The 18,535-nt window shown below is 72.3% G+C and carries 18 protein-coding genes and 2 tRNA genes; 12 read left to right on the top strand and 8 right to left on the bottom strand.

Features of this window, described 5'->3' with window-relative positions:
* Positions 1–26 precede the first annotated feature (26 nt).
* Genes ACEY2A_RS10925 through ACEY2A_RS10935 form a run of 3 tightly spaced genes read left to right on the top strand, consistent with a single transcriptional unit; the run spans position 27 to position 2,274 of the window.
* Complete coding sequence (locus ACEY2A_RS10925) at positions 27–1,433, top strand: hypothetical protein (protein ID WP_374928608.1); 1,407 nt, start codon at positions 27–29, stop codon at positions 1,431–1,433.
* 20 nt (positions 1,434–1,453) lie between these two features.
* Positions 1,454–1,804 carry a hypothetical protein gene (locus ACEY2A_RS10930; protein ID WP_374928609.1) on the top strand — a complete coding sequence of 117 codons (351 nt, stop codon included), beginning with the start codon at positions 1,454–1,456 and terminating at the stop codon, positions 1,802–1,804.
* A 38-nt stretch (positions 1,805–1,842) separates the two neighbouring features.
* Positions 1,843–2,274: a hypothetical protein gene (locus ACEY2A_RS10935; RefSeq protein ID WP_374928610.1), complete on the top strand. Its 432-nt coding sequence runs from the start codon at positions 1,843–1,845 to the stop codon at positions 2,272–2,274.
* A 235-nt stretch (positions 2,275–2,509) separates the two neighbouring features.
* On the opposite strand, the gene ACEY2A_RS10940 is transcribed toward ACEY2A_RS10935, so the two are convergent.
* Positions 2,510–2,788, bottom strand: coding sequence for a hypothetical protein (locus ACEY2A_RS10940; RefSeq protein ID WP_374928611.1), 279 nt, complete (start codon positions 2,786–2,788; stop codon positions 2,510–2,512).
* A 279-nt stretch (positions 2,789–3,067) separates the two neighbouring features.
* Positions 3,068–3,139 (bottom strand) — tRNA-Arg (locus tag ACEY2A_RS10945).
* Between the two features lie 67 nt (positions 3,140–3,206).
* Here ACEY2A_RS10945 and ACEY2A_RS10950 point away from each other — a divergent pair.
* On the top strand, positions 3,207–6,797 hold the full coding sequence (locus tag ACEY2A_RS10950) for a hypothetical protein (protein WP_374928612.1): 3,591 nt from the start codon (positions 3,207–3,209) through the stop codon (positions 6,795–6,797).
* A 308-nt stretch (positions 6,798–7,105) separates the two neighbouring features.
* Here ACEY2A_RS10950 and mscL read toward each other — a convergent pair whose 3' ends face one another.
* From mscL to ACEY2A_RS10970, 4 genes are all read right to left on the bottom strand, one after another.
* The gene (gene mscL / locus ACEY2A_RS10955) at positions 7,106–7,483 is read right to left on the bottom strand and encodes a large conductance mechanosensitive channel protein MscL (RefSeq protein WP_374928613.1); all 378 of its coding nucleotides are present in this window, start codon (positions 7,481–7,483) and stop codon (positions 7,106–7,108) included.
* A gap of 145 nt (positions 7,484–7,628) precedes the next feature.
* Positions 7,629–8,285 carry an SAF domain-containing protein gene (locus tag ACEY2A_RS10960; RefSeq protein WP_374928614.1) on the bottom strand — a complete coding sequence of 219 codons (657 nt, stop codon included), beginning with the start codon at positions 8,283–8,285 and terminating at the stop codon, positions 7,629–7,631.
* Between the two features lie 133 nt (positions 8,286–8,418).
* Positions 8,419–8,664 carry an FmdB family zinc ribbon protein gene (locus ACEY2A_RS10965; protein ID WP_374928615.1) on the bottom strand — a complete coding sequence of 82 codons (246 nt, stop codon included), beginning with the start codon at positions 8,662–8,664 and terminating at the stop codon, positions 8,419–8,421.
* Positions 8,665–8,702: 38 nt separating this feature from the next.
* The gene (locus ACEY2A_RS10970) at positions 8,703–9,299 is read right to left on the bottom strand and encodes a 5-formyltetrahydrofolate cyclo-ligase (protein WP_374928616.1); all 597 of its coding nucleotides are present in this window, start codon (positions 9,297–9,299) and stop codon (positions 8,703–8,705) included.
* A gap of 64 nt (positions 9,300–9,363) precedes the next feature.
* On the opposite strand from ACEY2A_RS10970, the gene galU reads away from it, so the two are divergent.
* The 4 genes from galU (at position 9,364) to ACEY2A_RS10990 (ending at position 11,947) form a co-directional block, all read left to right on the top strand.
* Positions 9,364–10,287: a UTP--glucose-1-phosphate uridylyltransferase GalU gene (galU, locus tag ACEY2A_RS10975; protein WP_374928617.1), complete on the top strand. Its 924-nt coding sequence runs from the start codon at positions 9,364–9,366 to the stop codon at positions 10,285–10,287.
* Between the two features lie 42 nt (positions 10,288–10,329).
* Positions 10,330–10,953 carry a GNAT family N-acetyltransferase gene (locus tag ACEY2A_RS10980; RefSeq protein ID WP_374928618.1) on the top strand — a complete coding sequence of 208 codons (624 nt, stop codon included), beginning with the start codon at positions 10,330–10,332 and terminating at the stop codon, positions 10,951–10,953.
* A gap of 73 nt (positions 10,954–11,026) precedes the next feature.
* Entirely contained in the window at positions 11,027–11,770 is a 744-nt protein-coding gene (locus ACEY2A_RS10985; protein ID WP_374928619.1) for a hypothetical protein, read from the top strand.
* A 101-nt stretch (positions 11,771–11,871) separates the two neighbouring features.
* Positions 11,872–11,947 (top strand) — tRNA-Ala (locus tag ACEY2A_RS10990).
* On the opposite strand, the gene ACEY2A_RS10995 is transcribed toward ACEY2A_RS10990, so the two are convergent.
* A complete protein-coding gene (locus tag ACEY2A_RS10995) occupies positions 11,936–12,811 on the bottom strand; it encodes a lysostaphin resistance A-like protein (RefSeq protein WP_374928620.1) in 876 nt (291 codons plus the stop codon). The two genes, ACEY2A_RS10990 and ACEY2A_RS10995, sit on opposite strands and share 12 nt — an antisense overlap.
* Positions 12,804–13,091, bottom strand: coding sequence for a hypothetical protein (locus ACEY2A_RS11000; RefSeq protein ID WP_374928621.1), 288 nt, complete (start codon positions 13,089–13,091; stop codon positions 12,804–12,806). The genes ACEY2A_RS10995 and ACEY2A_RS11000 overlap by 8 nt, the downstream gene beginning before the upstream one ends.
* A 307-nt stretch (positions 13,092–13,398) precedes the next feature.
* Between ACEY2A_RS11000 and ACEY2A_RS11005 the strand changes: the two genes are divergently transcribed.
* The 4 genes from ACEY2A_RS11005 to ACEY2A_RS11020 all read left to right on the top strand — a co-directional run bounded on the left by ACEY2A_RS11005 (position 13,399) and on the right by ACEY2A_RS11020 (position 18,509).
* Complete coding sequence (locus ACEY2A_RS11005; RefSeq protein WP_374928622.1) at positions 13,399–15,153, top strand: DUF222 domain-containing protein; 1,755 nt, start codon at positions 13,399–13,401, stop codon at positions 15,151–15,153.
* A gap of 49 nt (positions 15,154–15,202) precedes the next feature.
* The gene (locus ACEY2A_RS11010; RefSeq protein WP_374928623.1) at positions 15,203–15,811 is read left to right on the top strand and encodes a copper chaperone PCu(A)C; all 609 of its coding nucleotides are present in this window, start codon (positions 15,203–15,205) and stop codon (positions 15,809–15,811) included.
* A gap of 62 nt (positions 15,812–15,873) precedes the next feature.
* Positions 15,874–17,130 (top strand): Dyp-type peroxidase, encoded by a 1,257-nt coding sequence (locus ACEY2A_RS11015; RefSeq protein ID WP_374928624.1) that lies wholly within the window; start codon positions 15,874–15,876, stop codon positions 17,128–17,130.
* 209 nt (positions 17,131–17,339) lie between these two features.
* Complete coding sequence (locus ACEY2A_RS11020; RefSeq protein ID WP_374928625.1) at positions 17,340–18,509, top strand: S1 family peptidase; 1,170 nt, start codon at positions 17,340–17,342, stop codon at positions 18,507–18,509.
* The last annotated feature ends 26 nt before the right edge of the window (positions 18,510–18,535 follow it).

The raw sequence follows: 18,535 nt of genomic DNA on the forward strand, positions 1-18,535 counted from the left end.
GCCCGTCGTCGTCGGAAGGGGGCGTGATGAGTGATCCCACGTTCTCCCGCGTTCCGACCGGGGATGAGGCTGCGGGCGAGGACTGCCTGGCCCTGGCCGACGCCTACGGGATCGGCTTGGACGATTGGCAGCGTGACGTGGTGCGCGGCATCCTGCGCGAGACCGGCGGCACCTGGAGCGCGTCGCAGGCCGGCCTCGTCGTGGGCCGGCAGAACGGCAAGGGGCAGATCCTCGTCGCCCTGGAGCTCTTCGGGCTGTTCGCCCTCGGTGAGTCGATCCTGCACACCGCGCACGCGGTCAAGACGAGTAGCGACGCGTTCCGCCGGCTATGGGGCGTGATCCAGTCCCACGACGACCTGGCCCAGCACGTCACCCGGCACTCACAGATGATCGGCGCCGAGTACGTGGCGCTGGAGTCCGGGGCGCGCATCGCGTTCACCACCCGCTCGGCGTCCGCTGGCCGTGGCCTGTCCATCGACCGTCTGGTGGTGGACGAGGCCGAGGACCTACCCGCTGCCGAGGTGGGCGCCCTGGCACCCACCGTGTTCTCCCGCCCGCACGCACAGTCCCTCTACTTCGGGACCGCGCCGGGGCCGATGCACGACGCCGAGGCGTTCCACCGGATGCGGGAGAGCGCCCACGTAGGGGACAACGCCCGGTTGGCCTGGTGGGAGTGGTGCGCCGAGTGGGGAGCCGACCCCAGCGACCGCGACCTGTGGGTGCGGGTGAACCCTGCCGTCGCTTCGGGCCGAGTGCCGGTGGCCGCCATCGAGAACGACCACTCGATCCTGCCGCCGGACCAGTTCCGGGCTGAGCGGCTGTCGATGTGGGCGCCGCGCACCGCTGCCTCGGAGGTGTTCGACCGTGACGCGTGGGAGACCGCCCGCGAACCGGACTCGATGCCCACCGGGAGCATGGCCGTGGGGATCGACGCGCCGCCGTCCCGCTCCGAGGCGACAGTGTGTCTGGCGGGCCGTCGTGAGGATGGACGAATCCACCTTGAGTGGTACATCACCGAACCGGGCGTTACCTGGCTGCCGGAGTGGGTGGCGGTGCGGCTCAACAAGAACGTGCGCGCCGTGGCCGTGGACCGGCGTAACGCTGTGGCTGAGTTGGACTGGCACGCCGCTGGGGTGCGACCGACCGTGTGCGGCGCCCGTGAGGTGGCTGCTGCTGCTGGTGCGCTGTGGGATGCCGTGGCCGATGGTCAGGTGCGCCACCGTGGACAGGTGGAACTCACGAAGGGCATCCACGCCGCCCAACAGCGGGCGATGATGGGCGGTCAAGGATTCACGTGGGAGCGTCGGGCGTCCGGTTCCTCGGTGCTGCTGGCCGCATCCCTAGCCGTGTGGGGACTGGAGTACCCGGAGGTGGAGCGACCCCGGCGAGCCAAGCGCGGCGAGAGGGGCGACGGCACGATCACGGTGCTGTGAGACTCGGTACTCTCGGTAACATGAGCGAGCTGCCAGAGAGCGTCGTGAAGATCGTGGACTACCTCGCGCGGATGAGCGCGGTGTACGGGCACATGAAGTGGAACGAGCGCGACCAGTTCAAGGCCGACCTCATGGTGAACCCCAAGCGCTGGCGCGGTGTGGACCCGGGGGCCTTCCGGGACACCTGCCTAGCGGAAGGGATGCGCGCCGAGGACGTGGATGAGCTGGTGGACTATCTGCGACGCGCCCAGGACGGTCGCAGGCTGCGGCCCCCCAAGGGGACGGGGCCGTTCCGACAGCCGGTTGAGGACGACCCAGAGGTGCGAGAGCCGATCCGGCGTAGCGGTTCGGTTAACTGGCCGGACTCCTGACGAGCGGGGCGAGCAGGTAGAGGGTCTAGTCTCCCGTCATGACCATCTCAGTCGCTCGACAGCGCAATGCTGTCTCCCAGGGGTTGGCCCTGGGCTTCCTGCTCAATGGAGCCACTGGTCTCGAGGGAAACAAGACGAGCATCGACATGGCAGTAGTTGGGGCGTGGCGGAAGTGGCCGCACAAGCACCTCTTCCCCAACGTGCACACCCAGCTCACCAAGCACTACGACGGAATGCGCGTGTTGACCCACGCCGATGCGACTCGGCACGTGTTCTGCCTCTACTGGGAGTCAGTTGGCGCCGGCTATGACATCTACGCGCGACAGAACGATTGGTTCATCGATGATCCCGACGACATTCGCTATGCGCTCAACATGATCGACGGTGACCTGTCAGCGGACGCGTGGGAGTGTCTGGCCGGTTCTGTGCTGGACGGTCTGGGCAGTGGGGCGCGGGCGCGGACCCCCTGACGGGGGACACACTGCGGGCGAACCCTCCCAAAGGCCGCACCCAGTCTGTCCGCCCGACCACGACCTGTAGCCCGCTCGGTGTGACCGAGCGAGCGGGGCCGTCAATCCACGGGGGCCGTGCACAAGCCTGGCCGTGGACGCCTCACGCCGGTTCGTGAGGCTGGGGTGCAATCACCGGGGGCGTCGTCGTGTTGGTGTCGCGGCTGAGGCCCTGTCCAGCGCCGCGTGGTGCCGGTCAGGCGTCGTTCACGAGCACGTCACCCCGCGAGGCGGCGATGCGGACGCAGTTGCCGCACGGGCGCGTCGGTACGTGCCGGTGGGAGCCACCGGCGGTGTAGGTGAACGGTGCTGCGGGGCGAATCCACACCCCACAGTTGGCCCGTGCCTCGGTGCCCATCGCGCGGGCTGCCTCAGTGGCACCCATGGGGAACGCGTGGAGGGTCACCGGGCGGCGACGACGGGGGCGCGTGGTGCGCTCGACCGGTGCGGGGGCCGTGGTCGTGGTGGTGGTCATGCCGACTCACCACCCACGAGCAAGGCGGTGAACACGGCGGCGATGCCCGCGAGGTGGGCGAGGCCGGATGTTGCGTCGCCCCAGGCGGCGACGGTCTCTAGAATGTGCGTCACGGCAGGCTCCTATCCCCTGTCGTCTGGCCCCGGGGTGTTGCTGCACCTGCGGGGCCGTCTCTATGGCGGCACGGTTGCGCCGTCTGTCGCACGTAGGTTGCACGAGGGGCAAAAAATCCCCGTCGTCACCAACGAGAAACGTTGCAACGACGGGGATTCTTGGCCGCGCCCCCGGCAGGATTCGAACCTGCGACACCTTCTTTAGGAGAGAAGTGCTCTTCCCCTGAGCTACGAGGGCGTGCACCCGAGGACAACCCGGGCGCGGTGGCACAGTCTACGACCGCCGGGCCAACTACCCTGCTGGGGTGAGCACCGCGTCGCAGCACCCCACGCCCATCGGCCACAGCACCGCCACCGCCTGGTCGGCGGCCCTGGCGGACGTCGGCGGGCGCAACAGCCTCATCTGGGGGACCCGTCCCGGCTTGGCCCTGGACCTGGTGGCCGCCCACCCCGGCGGTGTCGCCAAGCTCCTCTCGGGCCAGCCGGTCCTGCTCACCGACCTCGTCCGCGCCCCGGGCCCCCGGGAGCGCGCGCTGGGTGTGGTCTCCGCCATCGCCGACCGCGCCCAGGAGATGGAGGAGGACTGGGGGCTCACCACCTGCTTCGTGACCTCCGGCATCGCCTCCTGGGATGTCCCCGGCACCCAGGCCCCCGCCGCGCCCGTGGTGCTCCGCCCGGCCCGCGTCACCTTCACCGACACCTCCCGCACGGAGGTGGAGATCGCCCTCACCGGCGTCCCCGAGGTCAACCCGGCCCTGCTGCGTTTCCTGCGCGTCTCCCACGGCGTGGACCTGGACTCGGTGGTGCTCGCCGAGATGGTCGACCGCCTGCACGCCCGCACCGACGAGCCCCTGCTGCGCCACCTGGAGATGCTCTGCCGCGCCGTGCCGGGCTTCGCGGTGCGCTCGGGCCAGTACCTCGCCAGCGTCACCTACTCCAAGGACGCCGGCATCGCCGACCTGTCCGAGGTCGCCGCCGCCCCCTCCCGCGCCCTGGACCTGCTCGCCTCGGCCGCCGCCGGCCGCAGCTCCGGCGCCGTTGCCCCCCACCTGCCGCAGGTGGCGGGCGTCTCCCGCAACGTCGTCTGCCCGCTGGACACGATGGGGTTGCGCATCGTCGACCTCGTGGCCGCCGGTCAGGACGTGCTCGTCGAGGCCCGCCCCGGCACCGGCCGCACCAGCCTGCGCTCCGCCCTGGTGGCCGATGCGGTGGCACGCGAGGAGACGGTGCTGCTGGCCGCCGCGGACGAGTCCATCCGGCGCCAGGTGGGCGCCGTCATCGACAACTGGGTGGGTGCGGACGTGCCCGCCGCCTGGGACGTCGCCCGCACCCGGCAGGAGCAGGACGAGCAGCACGCTGCGCTGGTGGCTGGGTTGGAGCAGGTCATCGGCGGGGGCCTCACCCCGCCGGGCCGGACGGCCGAGCCCTCCCGGGAGGCCCTCGACTCCGCCCTGGCGGCACACCTGGACCACAGCGCGATGGTGCACGAGAAGCGGCATCCCTGGGGGGTCAGCGTGCACGACCTTCACCAGCGGCTGGCGGCCTTGGCCAGCCTGCCCCAGGCCCCTTCGATTGTGGTGCCGCTCGAGGACGAGGTGGTGCAGCGGGTGTCGGTGGCCGACCTGCCGGCCGTGCAGCAGGACATCGTTGACCTGGCCGCGCGCGGTGCGTGGGAGGTGCGCAGCCAGGAGGACCCGTGGTTCGGTGTGCACGCCGAGGACGAGGAGGACGCCGGGCGTCTGCTCGCCGTGGCCGAGCGGCTGGGCGGGGGCGTGCTCCAACGCACCCGTGACGAGCTGGAGCCGATCGCACGGGCGCTGGGCGTGCCGCAGGCCGGCAGCCTGAACGAGGGGCAGCGTCTGCTGCGGCTGGCCCGCGCGGTGCGGCTGGCCATGCGCCGCTTCGGCGCCGACGTCTTCGAGCAGGACCTGGACGCCTGGGCCGCCGCGCACGGGCGCCACTCGCCGGTGTCCGTCGGCTCGCTGCAGGCCGGTCGCATCCGCACCCGGGTGCGCAAGCACCTGCAGGCCCGCGGCACCGAGCCGGAGGAGGGAGTGGCCGAGGCCGTGGCCCAGGCCGCCGCCGCCTGGCACCGGCTGGCTGGGTGGCGGGGCCGGGACGCCCACGCCGCCGTGGAGCCGGTGGGCACCGAGCTGACGGAGGTGGCCGAGCGTTTCGAGACGGTGTTCACCGATGTGGTGTGGTTCCAGAACCATCTGTCGGACAGCTCTGGTGACGACCTGCTGGCCACTGACCTCGAGGCCCTGCAGACCCGCATGGAGCGCCTGGCCGCCCGTCCCGACCGCGCCCAGCTGCTCCCGGAGGTCTCTCCTCGATGGCGTGAGCTCACCGGCCGTGGCTTCGGCACCGTGCTGCGGGAGCTCGCCCGCCGCTCCGTGCCCGTGGAGCGGGTGGCGGCGGAGGTGGAGCACATCTGGGTGCGGGCCGTGCTCGAGGCCATCGGCCGCTCCGAGCCGGCACTGGCCCAGTTCGACCGCGAGGCCGCTCTGGCCTCGGTGGCCGAGCTGGACCGGGCCGTCACCGCATCGCACACCGCGGCGCGGGAGGCGGTGGCCGAGACGGTGCACCGCGCCCGCACGAGCGTCGGCCGCACCCGCCGGGCCGCCGCCCTGCTGGAGGCCGCGCGCCGCGACGGCCCGTGGAGCATGGCTGAGTGGTGGCGCCGGGCGCCCGACGTGATGCGGGCGCTCACCCCGGTGGTCCTGGCCTCGCCGTGGACCGTGGCCGACGCCCTGCCCCCCACGGCACGTCTGGACCTGGGGCTGGTGGACGACCTCACGAACCTGGCTCCGGCACGGGTGGCGGGTGTCCTGGGAAGGGTGCAGTCCTTCGTGGGCTTCGGTGACCCGGAGACCCAGGAGGTCACCGAGCCCGAGCCCAGCACGCCGGGCCGACCCGTGGGGATCGTGCCGGGCGAGTCCGCCTGGACGGTGCTGACCCGTCGGGTCCCGCAGCTGGGGCTGACCACTTCCTGGCGCCCGTTGTCGGCGGACCTCGAGCCGCCGGTGCCCGGCCGCACCCCGCTCGCGGCGGTGCCGGGGCTCGCGCCACAGGCTCGCCACCGCCGGGTGGTGGAGCAGGAGGCCGTGCCGCAGGTGGTGTGGGAGCTGGTGCGGGGAGCGCTGGCCCGACCGTCGGGCACCCAGTCCGTGCTCGTCACGCCCCCCACGGAGGCCGAGGCGTCGTGGTGGCGACACCGGCTCACGCAGCACCTCGCCGGCGACCACTACTCGCCGGGGGTGCGTGGCAACGTGGTGGTGCGCTCCTGGCGCCGCGCCCGGCGCACCACGGCCGACGTGGTGGTCGTCCTGGCCGACGGGCACGGTGACCTGCTGGGCGATGCGGTGGCCCAGCCGGGCAGCCAGACGGCAGTGCTGCCGGTGCTGCGCCGGGCACGCCGTTCCATGGAGCTCGTGGTCACGCGCGCCTCGGACCAGGAGCTGCGCGCGGCCCGCTCGGTGCCGGACAGTGCCGGTGGGCTGCTGACGCGCTGGTTCGACGCGCCGCCGGTGGCGGACAAGGCGGTGGGCGAGGGGGCGCTCCCGCCCCTGCACGCCCGCTTTGTGCGACGGCTGCGCGCCGAGGGTCTGGTGGCCCGGCCGGTGCACCACCAGCTGCTGGGGTGGTTGCTGCACCTGGCCCCGGGCCCGGGGCGCCCTGAGATCACCACGGTGGTGTTCGACGACCCCATCAGCCGCGAGGGCATCGAGGTGGACGCCCATGTGCGCGTGTGGCCCGAGCAGCTGCGCCGGGCGGGTTGGATGGTGGAGCCCGTCTCCAGCCTCGACCTGCACCGTGACCTGGGGCGGGAGGCGATGCGGGTGCGCAACAGCGTGCTGCGCGCGGCGGCGCAGCAGGCGGGTCGCCGACCGTGACCCGGCGCCACCGCCGGGTGGTGGCGCCCCCCACGGGCGCCGGGGCCACTGCGGGCTGGGAGGACTCGACCCCCGCGCCCGATGAGGGCTCGCCGCGGCCCGCTCCGGTCACCCGCGGTCACCAGCGGTCGGGCGGACGGGTCGTGAGCGAGCGTCCGGTCGGTCCCGAGGACCGTCGCTGGTTGGAGGACCGCCCGCCCCACTGGGGGTGAGGGTCCGGACACGCGAACGCCGCAGCGCCCGGGTGGGCAGCTGCGGCGTTCGCAGGGCGCTCGGCGCCAAGGGGTCGGGGTCACCGACCCGCGGGATCACAGACCGCGGTTGGTCTTCAGCAGGTCGCGGATCTCGGCGAGGACCTCGGAGTCGGTCTGCTCGGCCACGATGCCGCGACGCTCGTTGATCTTGTTCATCGGCAGGACGAACACGAAGTACACGACGGCGGCGGTGATCAGGAAGGTCAGCAGCGCGGTGATGATGGCGCCGAAGTCCATGAAGGTGGCCGGGTTGCCCTCGCGCAGGTGGATGCCCAGGCCGGAGGCGTCGGCGCCACCGACGGCGGCGAGGATCGGGTTGATCAGGTTCTCGACCACCTTGGTCACGACGGCGGCGAACGCGCCACCGATGACGACGGCGACGGCCAGCTCGACCACATTGCCGCGCATGATGAATTCCTTGAAGCCCTGCATGTCCATGTCTCCTGATGTGAGGGGGGGTGACCCCTCCTGCGGGGGTCAAGCGGCGTCACTCTACTGGGGCGGGGGCCCTCCGGTTGCGCATTTCGGTGCGTCATGCATCACGTTCCGGTGGTGCCTGTCAGCCCCCCGGGGTGGCTCACTCGCGGTGGGGGTGGACCAGGGAGACGGCGACGGCCTGTTCCGGGCCGCCGGTCTGGGCACCGGCGGCCGCCACCGCATCGGACTCCTCCGGGCTCAGCACCAGCCACAGGCCACCCAGGGTGTCCACGGCCTCGGGGTCGGCCAGGGTGGTGGAGCGCACGGTGGCCCGGTCCGCCAGCGTCCCTCCCGTCGTGCGGTCGACCAGGCGCACCGTGCTCCCGGGGTGGGCGGCCGCCAACACCGGGGGATCGAGCACGGGGAGGAAGACCAGCTCCCGGCCCGCGGGGACCTGCCCGCCGGTGGGCAGCAGGCTGCGGGGCGTCACCGGGTCGCCCGGTGCCAGGGGGACGGCCACCGTCCGGCCGGTGAGCTCCTCGGGCGGGGCCGCCTCCCAGGCCACGGAGTCCTGGGGCAGCTCGACCGTGCGCAGGTGCTCGGGCCCCAGGGCGGTGCCGGGGGAGATGTCGGCGGCGGCCACGAGCACTGCGGTGGTCTCCGGCGGTGGGGGTGCGGCCGCCTGCACACCCGCCCCCACGGCCAGGGCTCCACAGAGGATCGCCGCCACCCGGCGCCATCGGCGCACCCGGTGGGCGGGCGCGCGGTCGGTGGGGCTGGGCGTGCGCTCGCGGGCGCGTCGGCGGAACGGCGTCATGGGTCCTCCTGGTGGTCTCAGGAGGGATCGTGCTGCCACCAGCCGGCCCGCGGACCCCGGGCGGCCGCAGCCCTGTGGACGGGCGGCCGCCGGGCCCCGGCACGCCACAGGCCGTCGGGCTCAGTCGTCGGGCTCAGTCGTCGGAGGAGCCCCCGGAGGAGCCCGCGTCGGACCCACCGGACGATCCGGTGTCCCCACCGCCGATGCGGCTGTCGGTGCGGTAGAAGCCACCGCCCTTGAAGGACACGCCCACCGAGCCGTAGACCTTCCGCAGCCGGCCCTCGCAGGAGGGGCAGGTGGTGAGGGCGTCGTCGGTGAACTTCTGCGAGATGTCGAAGGCGTGGTCACACTCGGTGCACGCGTAGGAGTAGGTGGGCATGGGGCCAGATCGTAATCCGTCGTGCCGGGCGCCCGTCCTCAGAACCAGGTGACGCCCGAGGGGCGCAGCACCCCGTCCACCGGCAGGTCGTGCGGCTCGCAGGGCACGCGCTCCACCAGCTCGGCCTCGTGGAGCAGGGTCACCACGGGCACGCCGGGGCGCCGCCGCGGCAGGGTGCGGTCGTAGCAGCCGCCGCCCTGACCCAGACGCTTGCCGTCGCTTCCCACGGCCAGGCCGGGAGTGAGCACCAGGTCCGCCTGGGCGATGGCGTCCAACCCCAGTGCGGGCCCCAGCTCCAGGTCGTCCTCGGCCACCACGTCGCCCTCGGGGAGCGCCCGCACCTCCGCCCAGTCCAGGTCCAGGGAGGGCAGGGTGATGGGCACCAGGACGCGCACCCCCGCATCGAGGAGGGCCCGGGTGAGGGCGGCCGTGGGGGGTTCCACCGCCCAGGCCGTGAACAGGGTGACCGTGCGTGCGCCGCTCTCGCGCACCAGCTGCACGCCGTGCCCGGCCAACGCCTCACCGTCGCGTGCGTGGTGGCCGGCGTCGCGCCACTCCCGGCGTGCGGCGCGGACGATGCGGCGCGCCTCGGCCTTGTCGTCGGGCAGGTCCAGGCGTCCGGTCGCAGCGGTCATGGTCAGCAGTATCCCGTGCCGCGGGCGGAGAGCGGTTGACGGCGGCTTCCCCTACGGTGAGCCCATGAACACGCGACGTCCGGTCCGCAAGGCAGTGATCCCCGTGGCCGGGTTGGGAACTCGTTTCCTGCCCGCCACCAAGGCCATCCCCAAGGAGATGCTGCCGGTGGTGGACAAGCCCGCCATCCAGTACGTCCTCGAGGAGGCCGTGCGGGCCGGGGTGGAGAACGTGGTGATGGTGACCGGGCGCAACAAGGGCGCCCTGGAGGACCACTTCGACCGCCACTGGGAGCTCGAGAAGGCGCTGGAGAAGAAGGGTGACGACCTGCGCCTGCGCCGCGTGCAGAAGTCCAACGAGATGGGCGCCCCGCACTTCGTGCGGCAGGGCGAGCCCAAGGGGCTGGGCCACGCGGTGCTGTGTGGTCGCCCGCACGTGGGGGACGAGCCGTTCGCGGTGCTGCTCGGTGATGACCTCATCGGGGCCGAGGACCTGCTGCTGGAGCAGATGATCGCCGTCCAGGAGGAGCGCGGCGGCTCGGTGGTGGCCCTCATGGAGGTGCCGGCCGACCAGGTGAACCTCTACGGGTGCGCGGCCACCGAGGGGGAGCCCGATGCCGACGGTGTGGTGCGCATCACCGGTCTGGTGGAGAAGCCGGACCCGGCCGAGGCGCCGAGCAACCTGGCCATCATCGGGCGCTATGTGCTGGACCCCAGCATCTTCGACGTGCTGGAGGAGACCCCGCCCGGTCGCGGTGGGGAGATCCAGCTGACCGACGCGCTGGAGGAGCGGGCCACCGCCCCGGCGGAGTCCGGGGGCGGTGTGTGGGGTGTGGTCTTCCGTGGCAACCGCTATGACACCGGTGACCGGTTGGACTACCTGAAGGCCGTGGTGCGTCTGGGGCGCAAGCACGGTGAGTTCGGCCAGGAGTTCGACGGTTGGCTGCGCGAGTACGTCCAGGAGCTGGGCCAGCCGGGTCGGGACGCCTGAGGCGCCGGGGCCGCGGGCCCTCTGGGTGACAGGCTGGGCACCGTGAACCCCGCACTGGAGTGGCCCGTCACCCTCGAGGGCCGGACCGCCGCCGGCGACCCGGTGCGTCTGCGTCCGCTGCTGCGGTCGGACTGGCGCGCCTACCAGCAGTTGCGCCGGGACAACCTGGACCACCTGCGCGAGGGCACCGCCGACGACCCCGACGCCCCCGGGATGGGGGCCATCCCCCCGGTGCGCACGGCCTACCACCGCTTCGTCCGCTCCGTGCCGCGGCAGGCCGCTGTCGGCGCCGCGGTGCACTGGGGCATCGAGCACCGGGGGCGGCTCGCCGGTGAGATGGCGCTGGGTGACGTGCGATGGGGTGGTCAGCGCACCGCATCGGCGGGCTACTGGGTGGACCGTCAGGTGACCGGGCGGGGTGTGGGGCGTACGGCTTTGGCGCTGGCGATCGACCACGCGCTGGCGGCGGGTCTTCACCGGGTGGAGGTCGCGGTGGCCGTGCACAACGAGGCCTCGCTGGCGATGGTGGCCGCGCTGGGGCTGCGAGAGGAGGGCGTCCGGGTGGGGGCCACGTTCATCGACGGCCAGTGGTGTGATCACCGCGTGTTCGCGGTGACCGCGCCCGAGTGGGACGCCACGCGGGCCCGTCTGGGCCATCGTTATTGAATGTTCACCTGGCAGGCGTTCCCGGGGGTGTGTCCTCAGATGAATCACAGCGTTGTGTTTCTAGACTGCGGCCATGCCGCCCAGCCTCCTCGTCCTCGTGCTCGTCGTCCTCGTGTGGATCGGCTTCGGGGTGCAGTGGTGGTGGAAGCGGCGCGACCACGTGCGCACCGTGAAGTCCATGGATGCCTTCCTGGATGCCATGGAGGCGCTGGAGAACACCGTGCAGATGCCCAATCCGCGGTCGGACCTGGACCACCGGCCGGCGCAGCAGGTGTCGCCCACCGCGGCCATGGAGCCGACCGTGACGGTCAAGCCGCGGCGCGATGAGGCGGACGTCGCCCGGGCCCACGCCCGCGAGGCCGAGCGCCGCGCCCGGGCAGAGCAGGGGGCGGACCTCTTCACCCTGGGCTCGATGCGGGAGCAGCTCGCCGACAAGTCGGTGCGGGCGGGGCTCCTCATCGTCAGTGCCCTGGGCCTGCTGGTGACCTTCGGTGGTGCCCTGGTGGGTGCCCTGAGCTGGTTCTGGGTGGCCTTCTTCGTGCTGGCCGTGGCGGTGAACGTGGCCTGGTCGCGCAAGTGCGCCGAGATGCAGGTGCGGGGCACCGGGCTGCGCATCACCGGTGTGCGCCGCGGCGCGCAGGAGGCCCCGGCGCGTGGGCGTTCCGCCTCGGGGCGCTCGCGGGCCACGCGTCCCTCGCGCTCGAACGCGCCCGCGCGGGCGCAGCGCACGCACCGGCGGGCGGCTGCGCCGCAGACCCACCGCCGCGTGGGCAAGGGTGTGCGGGTCACCTCCAAGCGGCCGGCCGCGCGGCGCTGAGCACGGGTCCGGCGGGCCGTTCGTGGCCGCGGCGGCGAGCTGGTCGCCCCCGCACTGTTGGTTGCCGCCCGGGCTGGTTGCTATAGTCGGCGCTCGCACACGGGGCTATGGCGCAGTTGGTAGCGCGTCTCGTTCGCAATGAGAAGGTCAGGGGTTCGAATCCCCTTAGCTCCACCACGGTGCAGAAGGGCCTCGCCACACGGCGGGGCCCTTCTCGTCTGTCCGGCCGGCAGTGCGCTGGGCGCCGCGCTGGTGTCCCCCTGCCGGGGGGCGTATCAGCATCGCTGCTACGCCGACCGCGAGGTAGCCAGCCCCCGCCATCCAGGAGCCCACCTGGGTGGCGTCTGCGGCCAGGGCGACGAAGGCGAGCCACCCCGCTGCGAGGTTGTTCACGGCGTGCAGCCAGATCGCGACGGCCGGGCGCCCCCGGGTCGCCTCCATGGCCCGCGCCATGAGCAGTGAGAGGCCGATCAGCACCATGGCGAAGGCGGCCAGGGGGACATGGGTCTGGATCGAGCCGGGGGTCCACCACAGCGGCAGGTGCCAGCAGAACCAGACGGCGCCCACCAGGAGCGGTGCGATCCAGCGCCCGGTGCGTGCACGGACGGCGGGCTGGAGCCACCCGCGCCACCCGATCTCCTCCTGCCCGCCGCCGGCCACCAGCATCACCAGCAGCTGCGGCACCACCAGCCAGGGCGACGGCGAGGCCGGCACCGGGTCGCCCCACATCCGCTGCGTCCACGACGCGACCCCCGCGGCCGCGAGGATCGCCAGCGATGGCGCGACCCAGGCTGCCCACGGCCCGGAGGGGGCCACGCAGCGCCCGAGTCTGCGCCAGGCATCCCGGGCACCGGCTGCTCGGTACCAGGTCGTCCACGCCGCGACGGCGGGAGCGCAGGTGCCCAGAAAGGTGGTCACCACCGCCAGCGGCGAGGCGGGGTCCTCCCTCAGCAGCAGGATGGAGGCCGCCCACCATGCCCAGGCCCACCCGAAGGTCACGATGAGGAAGCCGCCGATCCCCCCGGGCGTGCGCTCAGTCATCGGCTGCCAGGGAGAACACGGCAAGCTGCACCTCGACGGTCTCGGTGTCCTGGGCAGACGCCTCTGCGGACTGAGGGGCCAGCTGTTCCCAGCGGGCGAGCACGGCATCGAGCTCAGCGACGAGTTCGGCCTGCTGCGGTGCCGAGAGGGTGAACCGGAGCTCACTGACGCGGGCTGCTGTGGCGCGATCCGGCGGCACCGTGCCCGTGCTCAGGCGCTCCGCGAAACGCACCAGTCGCCGACCGCGCTCGGCCACCACGGCCTCCGCAGCGTCCGCCACGTCCTCGCCGCCGCTGAGTGCCAGGGCGTCGATCTCGGGCAGCGTGACGAGGCGCCACCAGCGCTCACGCTCGGTGCCCTGGTAGCGGGGGAAGCGGGGGGCTGCGGGCGGCCCTGTTCTGCACCTTCGCTCCGCGGGGGTGGGTTGTCCACAGGTCGATGGGGTGAGCTCCCGAGCCGCGGGCGCTCGTCCACATGTTCTAGTTTGGGATTGCGGTGTGCGATCGTTTGTACTAGGGTGGGGGTAGTCGGTCAGGCAGGGACCTGACTCAGATCTGACGTACTCGACCCGGGGAAGGGGGCGCGCGATGGAAGACCTGTTCGACGGGTTCCGCGCGGCGCCCGTTGTGCCGGGAGTGTCTGTGGCCAAGGGCGGCGTTGCCGCGGGTGGCGCGGTCGCCCGGCATGTAGGGCCTGCCGGCTGGACGACCCTTGACGACGTCCCGGAGCTGGGACCGCGGGAGGCGATGGACGCGGCCCTGGCCCAGGCCGATGCGGCAACCACTGAGCTGATGGCCGCGATGGCGCGCCTGGGTGAGCACCCCGAGGAGCTCGACACGACCTACCTCGAACGACTCCTGCAACAGGTCCAGACGCTGAGCAACAAGCACGACCGGTTGCGCGTCCGCGCTCTGGACGTCGTGCGGGTGACGCGGGAGGTGGGGAACGCGCACCACGAAAACGATGCCCAGTTCACCGCCGGCCGCACCCGGACACGACGTGCCCAGGCCGGCAGGGATGCTGACCTGGCCAAGGCCCTGGGCAACCACACACCCACACCCCCACCGAGCCCGGGCAGTGGTGCCGGCGGCGAGTCCTCGGGCGGGCAGGAGCCTGCCACCCCCGCGCCGGTGCAGACGCCGACGGCGGCTGCGTGGGATGCGGGGTTGATCACGCGGGATCACGCGTTGATCATCACCCGCGCCCTGGACGACCTCCCCGACCACCTCACCACCGAACAACGGCACACCGTCGAGCTCGATCTGGTCGCCAAGGCGAAGCAGATGAATCCCACGCGCCTGGGCAAGGCAGCCAAGCGCGCCCTGGAAGCCCTCAACCTCCCGGTCGAGGAGGTCGATGCGCATCACAACGAACTGGTCCACGCCGAGGAAACCGCCGCGTGGGACGCCGCGAGTTTCTGGATGAAGGACAACCACGACGGCACCTGGTTCGGACAGTTCACCCTGCCGGCCCTGCAGGCCCAGATGCTCAAGAAGGCCCTGGACTCCATGACCAGCCCCCGCCGCCACACCAAGGGCCAGGTCGGCAGTAGCCACGCTACGGGCGGCGTGGGTGGCGGTGAGGCGTTCGGCCCCACCGGCCCGCAGACGGCAACCGGTTCTGCGTGGACCGGTGATGTCCGGTTCGACCGGGAGCTGCGTGACCAGCAGCGCGGGCAGGCACTGGCCGAGCTCATCGACCACCTGCCCACCGACCACCTGCACCCCAAGATCAACACCATCCTGCTGGTCACCACCGACCTCGACACCCTCCGTGGTGAGACCGACCGGGTCGGAGTCACCGACACCGGAGACGACGTCTCCGCCGCACAGGTCCGCCGGCTGGCCAGCAACGCAGCCCTGATCCCGATCGTCATGAACGGCGCCAGCGTCCCACTGGACCTCGGACGCAAACGACGATCCTTCACCGAATCCCAAAAAGCAGCCCTGGCCACCAAGTACACCGAGTGTGCGGAGGAGGACTGTGACCGGCCCTTCGCCTGGTGCGAGATCCACCACGCCGACCCCTGGCGACCGGTCTACGCACCCGACGGCACCCTCCTACACCCCGGCGGCGGCAGAACAGACCTCTCCAACGGCATACCCCTGTGCGGCAGACACCACCGACAGATGGACGACCCCCGCCTGAAACACACCATCACCCACGACGCAGATGGGCGCGCCACCATCCGCTTCACCTGGCGACGCCCCGGCGAACCCTGGAAGCACACCAAGTACGCACCCAGCCCGGCACAGCCCGACGACAGGCAGAACACCCAGATGCAGGAGCCTGGGCTGAGCTCTGGTGACGGAACAACTACATGGGATAGTAGATTTTGCTAGTCTCAGCGCCGCACGCGACAGGGGGTCGCGTCATGACGGAGAGGGCACCATGACCCGCACACTGACGACCTGGGTGGCCTGCGCGCTGACGCTCACGGCACTGACCGCCTGTTCCGGAGAGGGGGCCTCGGACCAGTCCAGCGCGCCGACCAGTTCCGGTGAGTCGGTGGTCCCCAGCTCGTCGGAGTCCCCCTCCAGCGCGTCCCCCTCCAGCGTCTCCCCCTCGAGCGGGGCGCCCTCCGAGAGCCGCAGCAACCCCGTGGGAGCGCTCACCCTGTCCGACGGCTGGGTGAAGGCCACCGATGAGGGCATGACCGCCGTCTTCGGGCGCCTCCAGAACCCGCTGCCGGTTGACCTCCGGCTGGTCAGTGGTTCCACCGAGGTGGCGAAGTCCGTGGAGCTCCACGAGGTCGCCGACGGTCAGATGCAGGAGGTCGAGAAGGGGATGACCGTCCCCGCCGGGGAGATCCTCACCCTGGAGCCGGGCGGCCTCCACATCATGCTGATGGGCGTGAGTGAGCCGATCGTCGCCGGCGACGAGGTGACGCTCACGCTCGAGGACGCCGAGGGCGGCACCCACGAGTTCACCGTGCCCGCCCGCACCTTCGACGGCGGCGACGAGGACTACGCCGGCGACGGCCACGACCACTCGCACTGATGGCCAGCCCCCGCCCGACGGGTCCCGCCCCCAGCCGCCGACAGATGCTGGGGGGTGCAGCCATGGCAACCGGCGGGGGCGTCCTGGGCTTCCTCGGGGCACGGGCCACGGTCAGCCCAGGCCCAGCAGCGGCGGGTGCCGGCACCGCATCGACCACCGGGGCTGCGGGGGCGACCGGACCCACCCACCTGGACGAGCTGGTCGAGCCCGGCCGCCGCTCGGTCCTGCCCGCCGACCCCGACGCGCCCTCGCCGGAGGCGGGTGCCACCGAGGTGGGCCGCACCGTCATCGACCCGCGAGGTCACACGCAGGCAGGCGTGCTGACCACGCCTCCGGCGCACGGACTGTGGATCGCCTACGACCTCGTCAACGGTGACCGGGGAACCCTCCGCCGCGTCATGCGGATCTGGACCGACTCCATCGACCGCCTGGCCTCCGGCCGGGGCACGCTGACCGACACCGAACCGGAGCTGGCCGCCCTGCCGGCCTCGCTCACGGTGACGGTCGGGTGGGGCCTGGGTGCCTATCTGGCCGCCCGTCTCGATGCGGAGCGCCCCGCCTGGCTGCGACCGCTCCCACCGATGTCCTTTGACGAGCTCGACCCCGCCTGGTGCGACGGAGAGCTGCTCCTGCAGGTGTGCGCGGACGACCCCCTGACCGTGCGGCACGCAGCACGGCAGCTCACCGAGGACGTGCGTGACCTGGCCGCCGTGCGCTGGCGCCAGGACGGGTACCGCCACGCCGTGGGCACCTCTCGTCCGGGCGCGCCGATGCGGAACCTCTTCGGCCAGGTGGACGGCACCGGCAACCCACCCCCGGTGGACGCCCAGCAGCTGGTGCACCGTGAGGACGGGTCGGCCGCGATGGTGGTGCGGCGCGTCCGCTTCGCGATGGGGGCATGGGAGCAGGCCTCCCGCCAACAGCGTGAGGGTGCCATCGGGCGGGAGCTGCGGTCCGGGGCACCCCTCACCGGGCAGCAGGAGTCCGACCCCGTGGACCTGGGGGCCAGCGACGATGCGGGGCGCCCCGTCATCGCCCCCGATGCACACGTGCGTCGTGCACAGGACGGGCACGCCCGGCACCGCTTCCTGCGCCGGCCGTACAACTACGACGACGCGGCGGGGGACGCGGGGCAGGTGTTCGTGGCCTTCTGCCAGGACGTCGACGAGCAGTTCCTGCCCATCCTGCGCCGGCTCAGCGAGGCCGATGCCATGAACGAGTGGCTCACCCACGTGGGCTCCGCGGTCTTCCACGTGCTGCCCGGGGTGCCGGCCGGAGACGGGTCCGGGTACCTGGGCTCCCACCTGCTGGGCCAGTGACCTGACGCTCGGCGGGTGACCTGTTTCACACTGCGGCAGGGCATCTCAAGACTTGGCAAAGGGAACCTCGGTCCTCTGTCTGGAGTGCGGCAAGAACCCCGCCATCCGGTTCCCCGGGCCGCCCCGGTGTGTGCATGGTCTGGGGGTCCCGCTCCGGGACACCGCATCCCGAACGGGACGCCAACGATTGCGACTGTGAGGAGTCGACCGTGAAGCGCACTTCGATGATGACCGCCCTGGCTGGGGCGGCCGCCCTGTCCATGGGGACCGGCCTGGCCGCCGGCGCCGCCCCCGCTGGTTCCGCCGGCGAGGCCCCCGCCACGCAGAACGAGGCCCTGATCGGCTACGTCACCCAGTCCCAGGACATGAGCTGGGACGAGGCGAAGCAGTACCTCGACGTGAAGGCGGAGAAGACCGCGGCCCTCGACGAGCTGGACGCCCAGGGCAAGGCCATCGACGGTGCCTACTTCGACGGCGCCGAGCTGACCATCATCACCGACGACGCCGCGACCGCGAAGGCGGCCGAGGCCCAGGGCATCACCGTGAAGAAGGGCGCCGGCCAAGCCGAGCTGACCAAGGTGGCCGAGGACGCTGCCACCCTGATGGAGGCCGACGGCGCCATCCAGAGCGTGGGCCCGGACCTGAAGTCCGGCACCGTCAAGGTGCGCGTGGGCGCCGACGCCAAGCAGGCCACCCTCGACAAGCTGGCCGCCATGGACGACGTGCAGGTGGTGAAGGGTGCCGAGCAGGGCCTGACCACCCACGCCGACGTCATCCCCGGCCAGATCATGGACCTCGAGCCCGGCACCAACTGCTCGCTCGGCTTCCCGGGCACGCAGGGCGGCAACAGCGTGCTGCTGACCGCCGGCCACTGCGTGGAGGGCATGCCCGACGTCCTCGACGCGAACGGCAACCACCTCGGCAAGGGTGTGGAGAGCGAGTTCGCCACCGGCCAGCCGTCCGTGGACATGGGTCTGATGGACATCGCCGAGGGCAACACGGGCCAGCCGTTCGTGGACACCCGCGGCCACTCGGGCAACATCGACGTCACCGGCGCCAGCAAGGCCCCGGTGGGCACCGAGATCTGCAAGGCCGGCAACACCACCGGCTGGACCTGTGGTGAGATCCAGGGCTACGACCAGACCGTGGACTACGGCGGCACCGTGACCTCCGGCCTGGCCGAGGCCTCCGTCTGCACCGAGGGTGGCGACTCCGGTGGTGCGTACATCTCCGGCACCATCGCCCAGGGCATGACCTCCGGTGGCCCGATCGGCGTCGACTGCGGCTGGAACCAGGGTGAGGCTGCCGGTTCGTACAGCTTCTACCAGCCCGTGGTGGACGCTGCCGAGCACTACGGCGTCACCATCACCACGAAGTGATGCCCCAGCGGTGGCGCTGCGCCCCT

The sequence above is a fragment of the Kytococcus sedentarius genome, assembly GCF_041937525.1.
GTDB classification, from domain to species: Bacteria; Actinomycetota; Actinomycetes; order Actinomycetales; family Dermatophilaceae; genus Kytococcus; species Kytococcus sedentarius_A.

Bases quoted from the DNA above. Each gene is read 5' to 3' on its own strand.
- galU (WP_374928617.1), top strand. From the start codon at position 9,364: ATGAACACGCGACGTCCGGTCCGCAAGGCAGTGATCCCCGTGGCCGGG.
- ACEY2A_RS10970 (WP_374928616.1), bottom strand. From the start codon at position 9,299: ATGACCGCTGCGACCGGACGCCTGGACCTGCCCGACGACAAGGCCGAG.
- ACEY2A_RS10965 (WP_374928615.1), bottom strand. From the start codon at position 8,664: ATGCCCACCTACTCCTACGCGTGCACCGAGTGTGACCACGCCTTCGAC.
- ACEY2A_RS11005 (WP_374928622.1), top strand. From the start codon at position 13,399: ATGGAAGACCTGTTCGACGGGTTCCGCGCGGCGCCCGTTGTGCCGGGA.
- ACEY2A_RS10930 (WP_374928609.1), top strand. From the start codon at position 1,454: ATGAGCGAGCTGCCAGAGAGCGTCGTGAAGATCGTGGACTACCTCGCG.
- ACEY2A_RS10960 (WP_374928614.1), bottom strand. From the start codon at position 8,285: ATGACGCCGTTCCGCCGACGCGCCCGCGAGCGCACGCCCAGCCCCACC.
- ACEY2A_RS10995 (WP_374928620.1), bottom strand. From the start codon at position 12,811: ATGACTGAGCGCACGCCCGGGGGGATCGGCGGCTTCCTCATCGTGACC.
- ACEY2A_RS11010 (WP_374928623.1), top strand. From the start codon at position 15,203: ATGACCCGCACACTGACGACCTGGGTGGCCTGCGCGCTGACGCTCACG.
- ACEY2A_RS10935 (WP_374928610.1), top strand. From the start codon at position 1,843: ATGACCATCTCAGTCGCTCGACAGCGCAATGCTGTCTCCCAGGGGTTG.
- ACEY2A_RS10925 (WP_374928608.1), top strand. From the start codon at position 27: ATGAGTGATCCCACGTTCTCCCGCGTTCCGACCGGGGATGAGGCTGCG.
- ACEY2A_RS10940 (WP_374928611.1), bottom strand. From the start codon at position 2,788: ATGACCACCACCACGACCACGGCCCCCGCACCGGTCGAGCGCACCACG.
- ACEY2A_RS11015 (WP_374928624.1), top strand. From the start codon at position 15,874: ATGGCAACCGGCGGGGGCGTCCTGGGCTTCCTCGGGGCACGGGCCACG.
- ACEY2A_RS10985 (WP_374928619.1), top strand. From the start codon at position 11,027: ATGCCGCCCAGCCTCCTCGTCCTCGTGCTCGTCGTCCTCGTGTGGATC.
- mscL (WP_374928613.1), bottom strand. From the start codon at position 7,483: ATGCAGGGCTTCAAGGAATTCATCATGCGCGGCAATGTGGTCGAGCTG.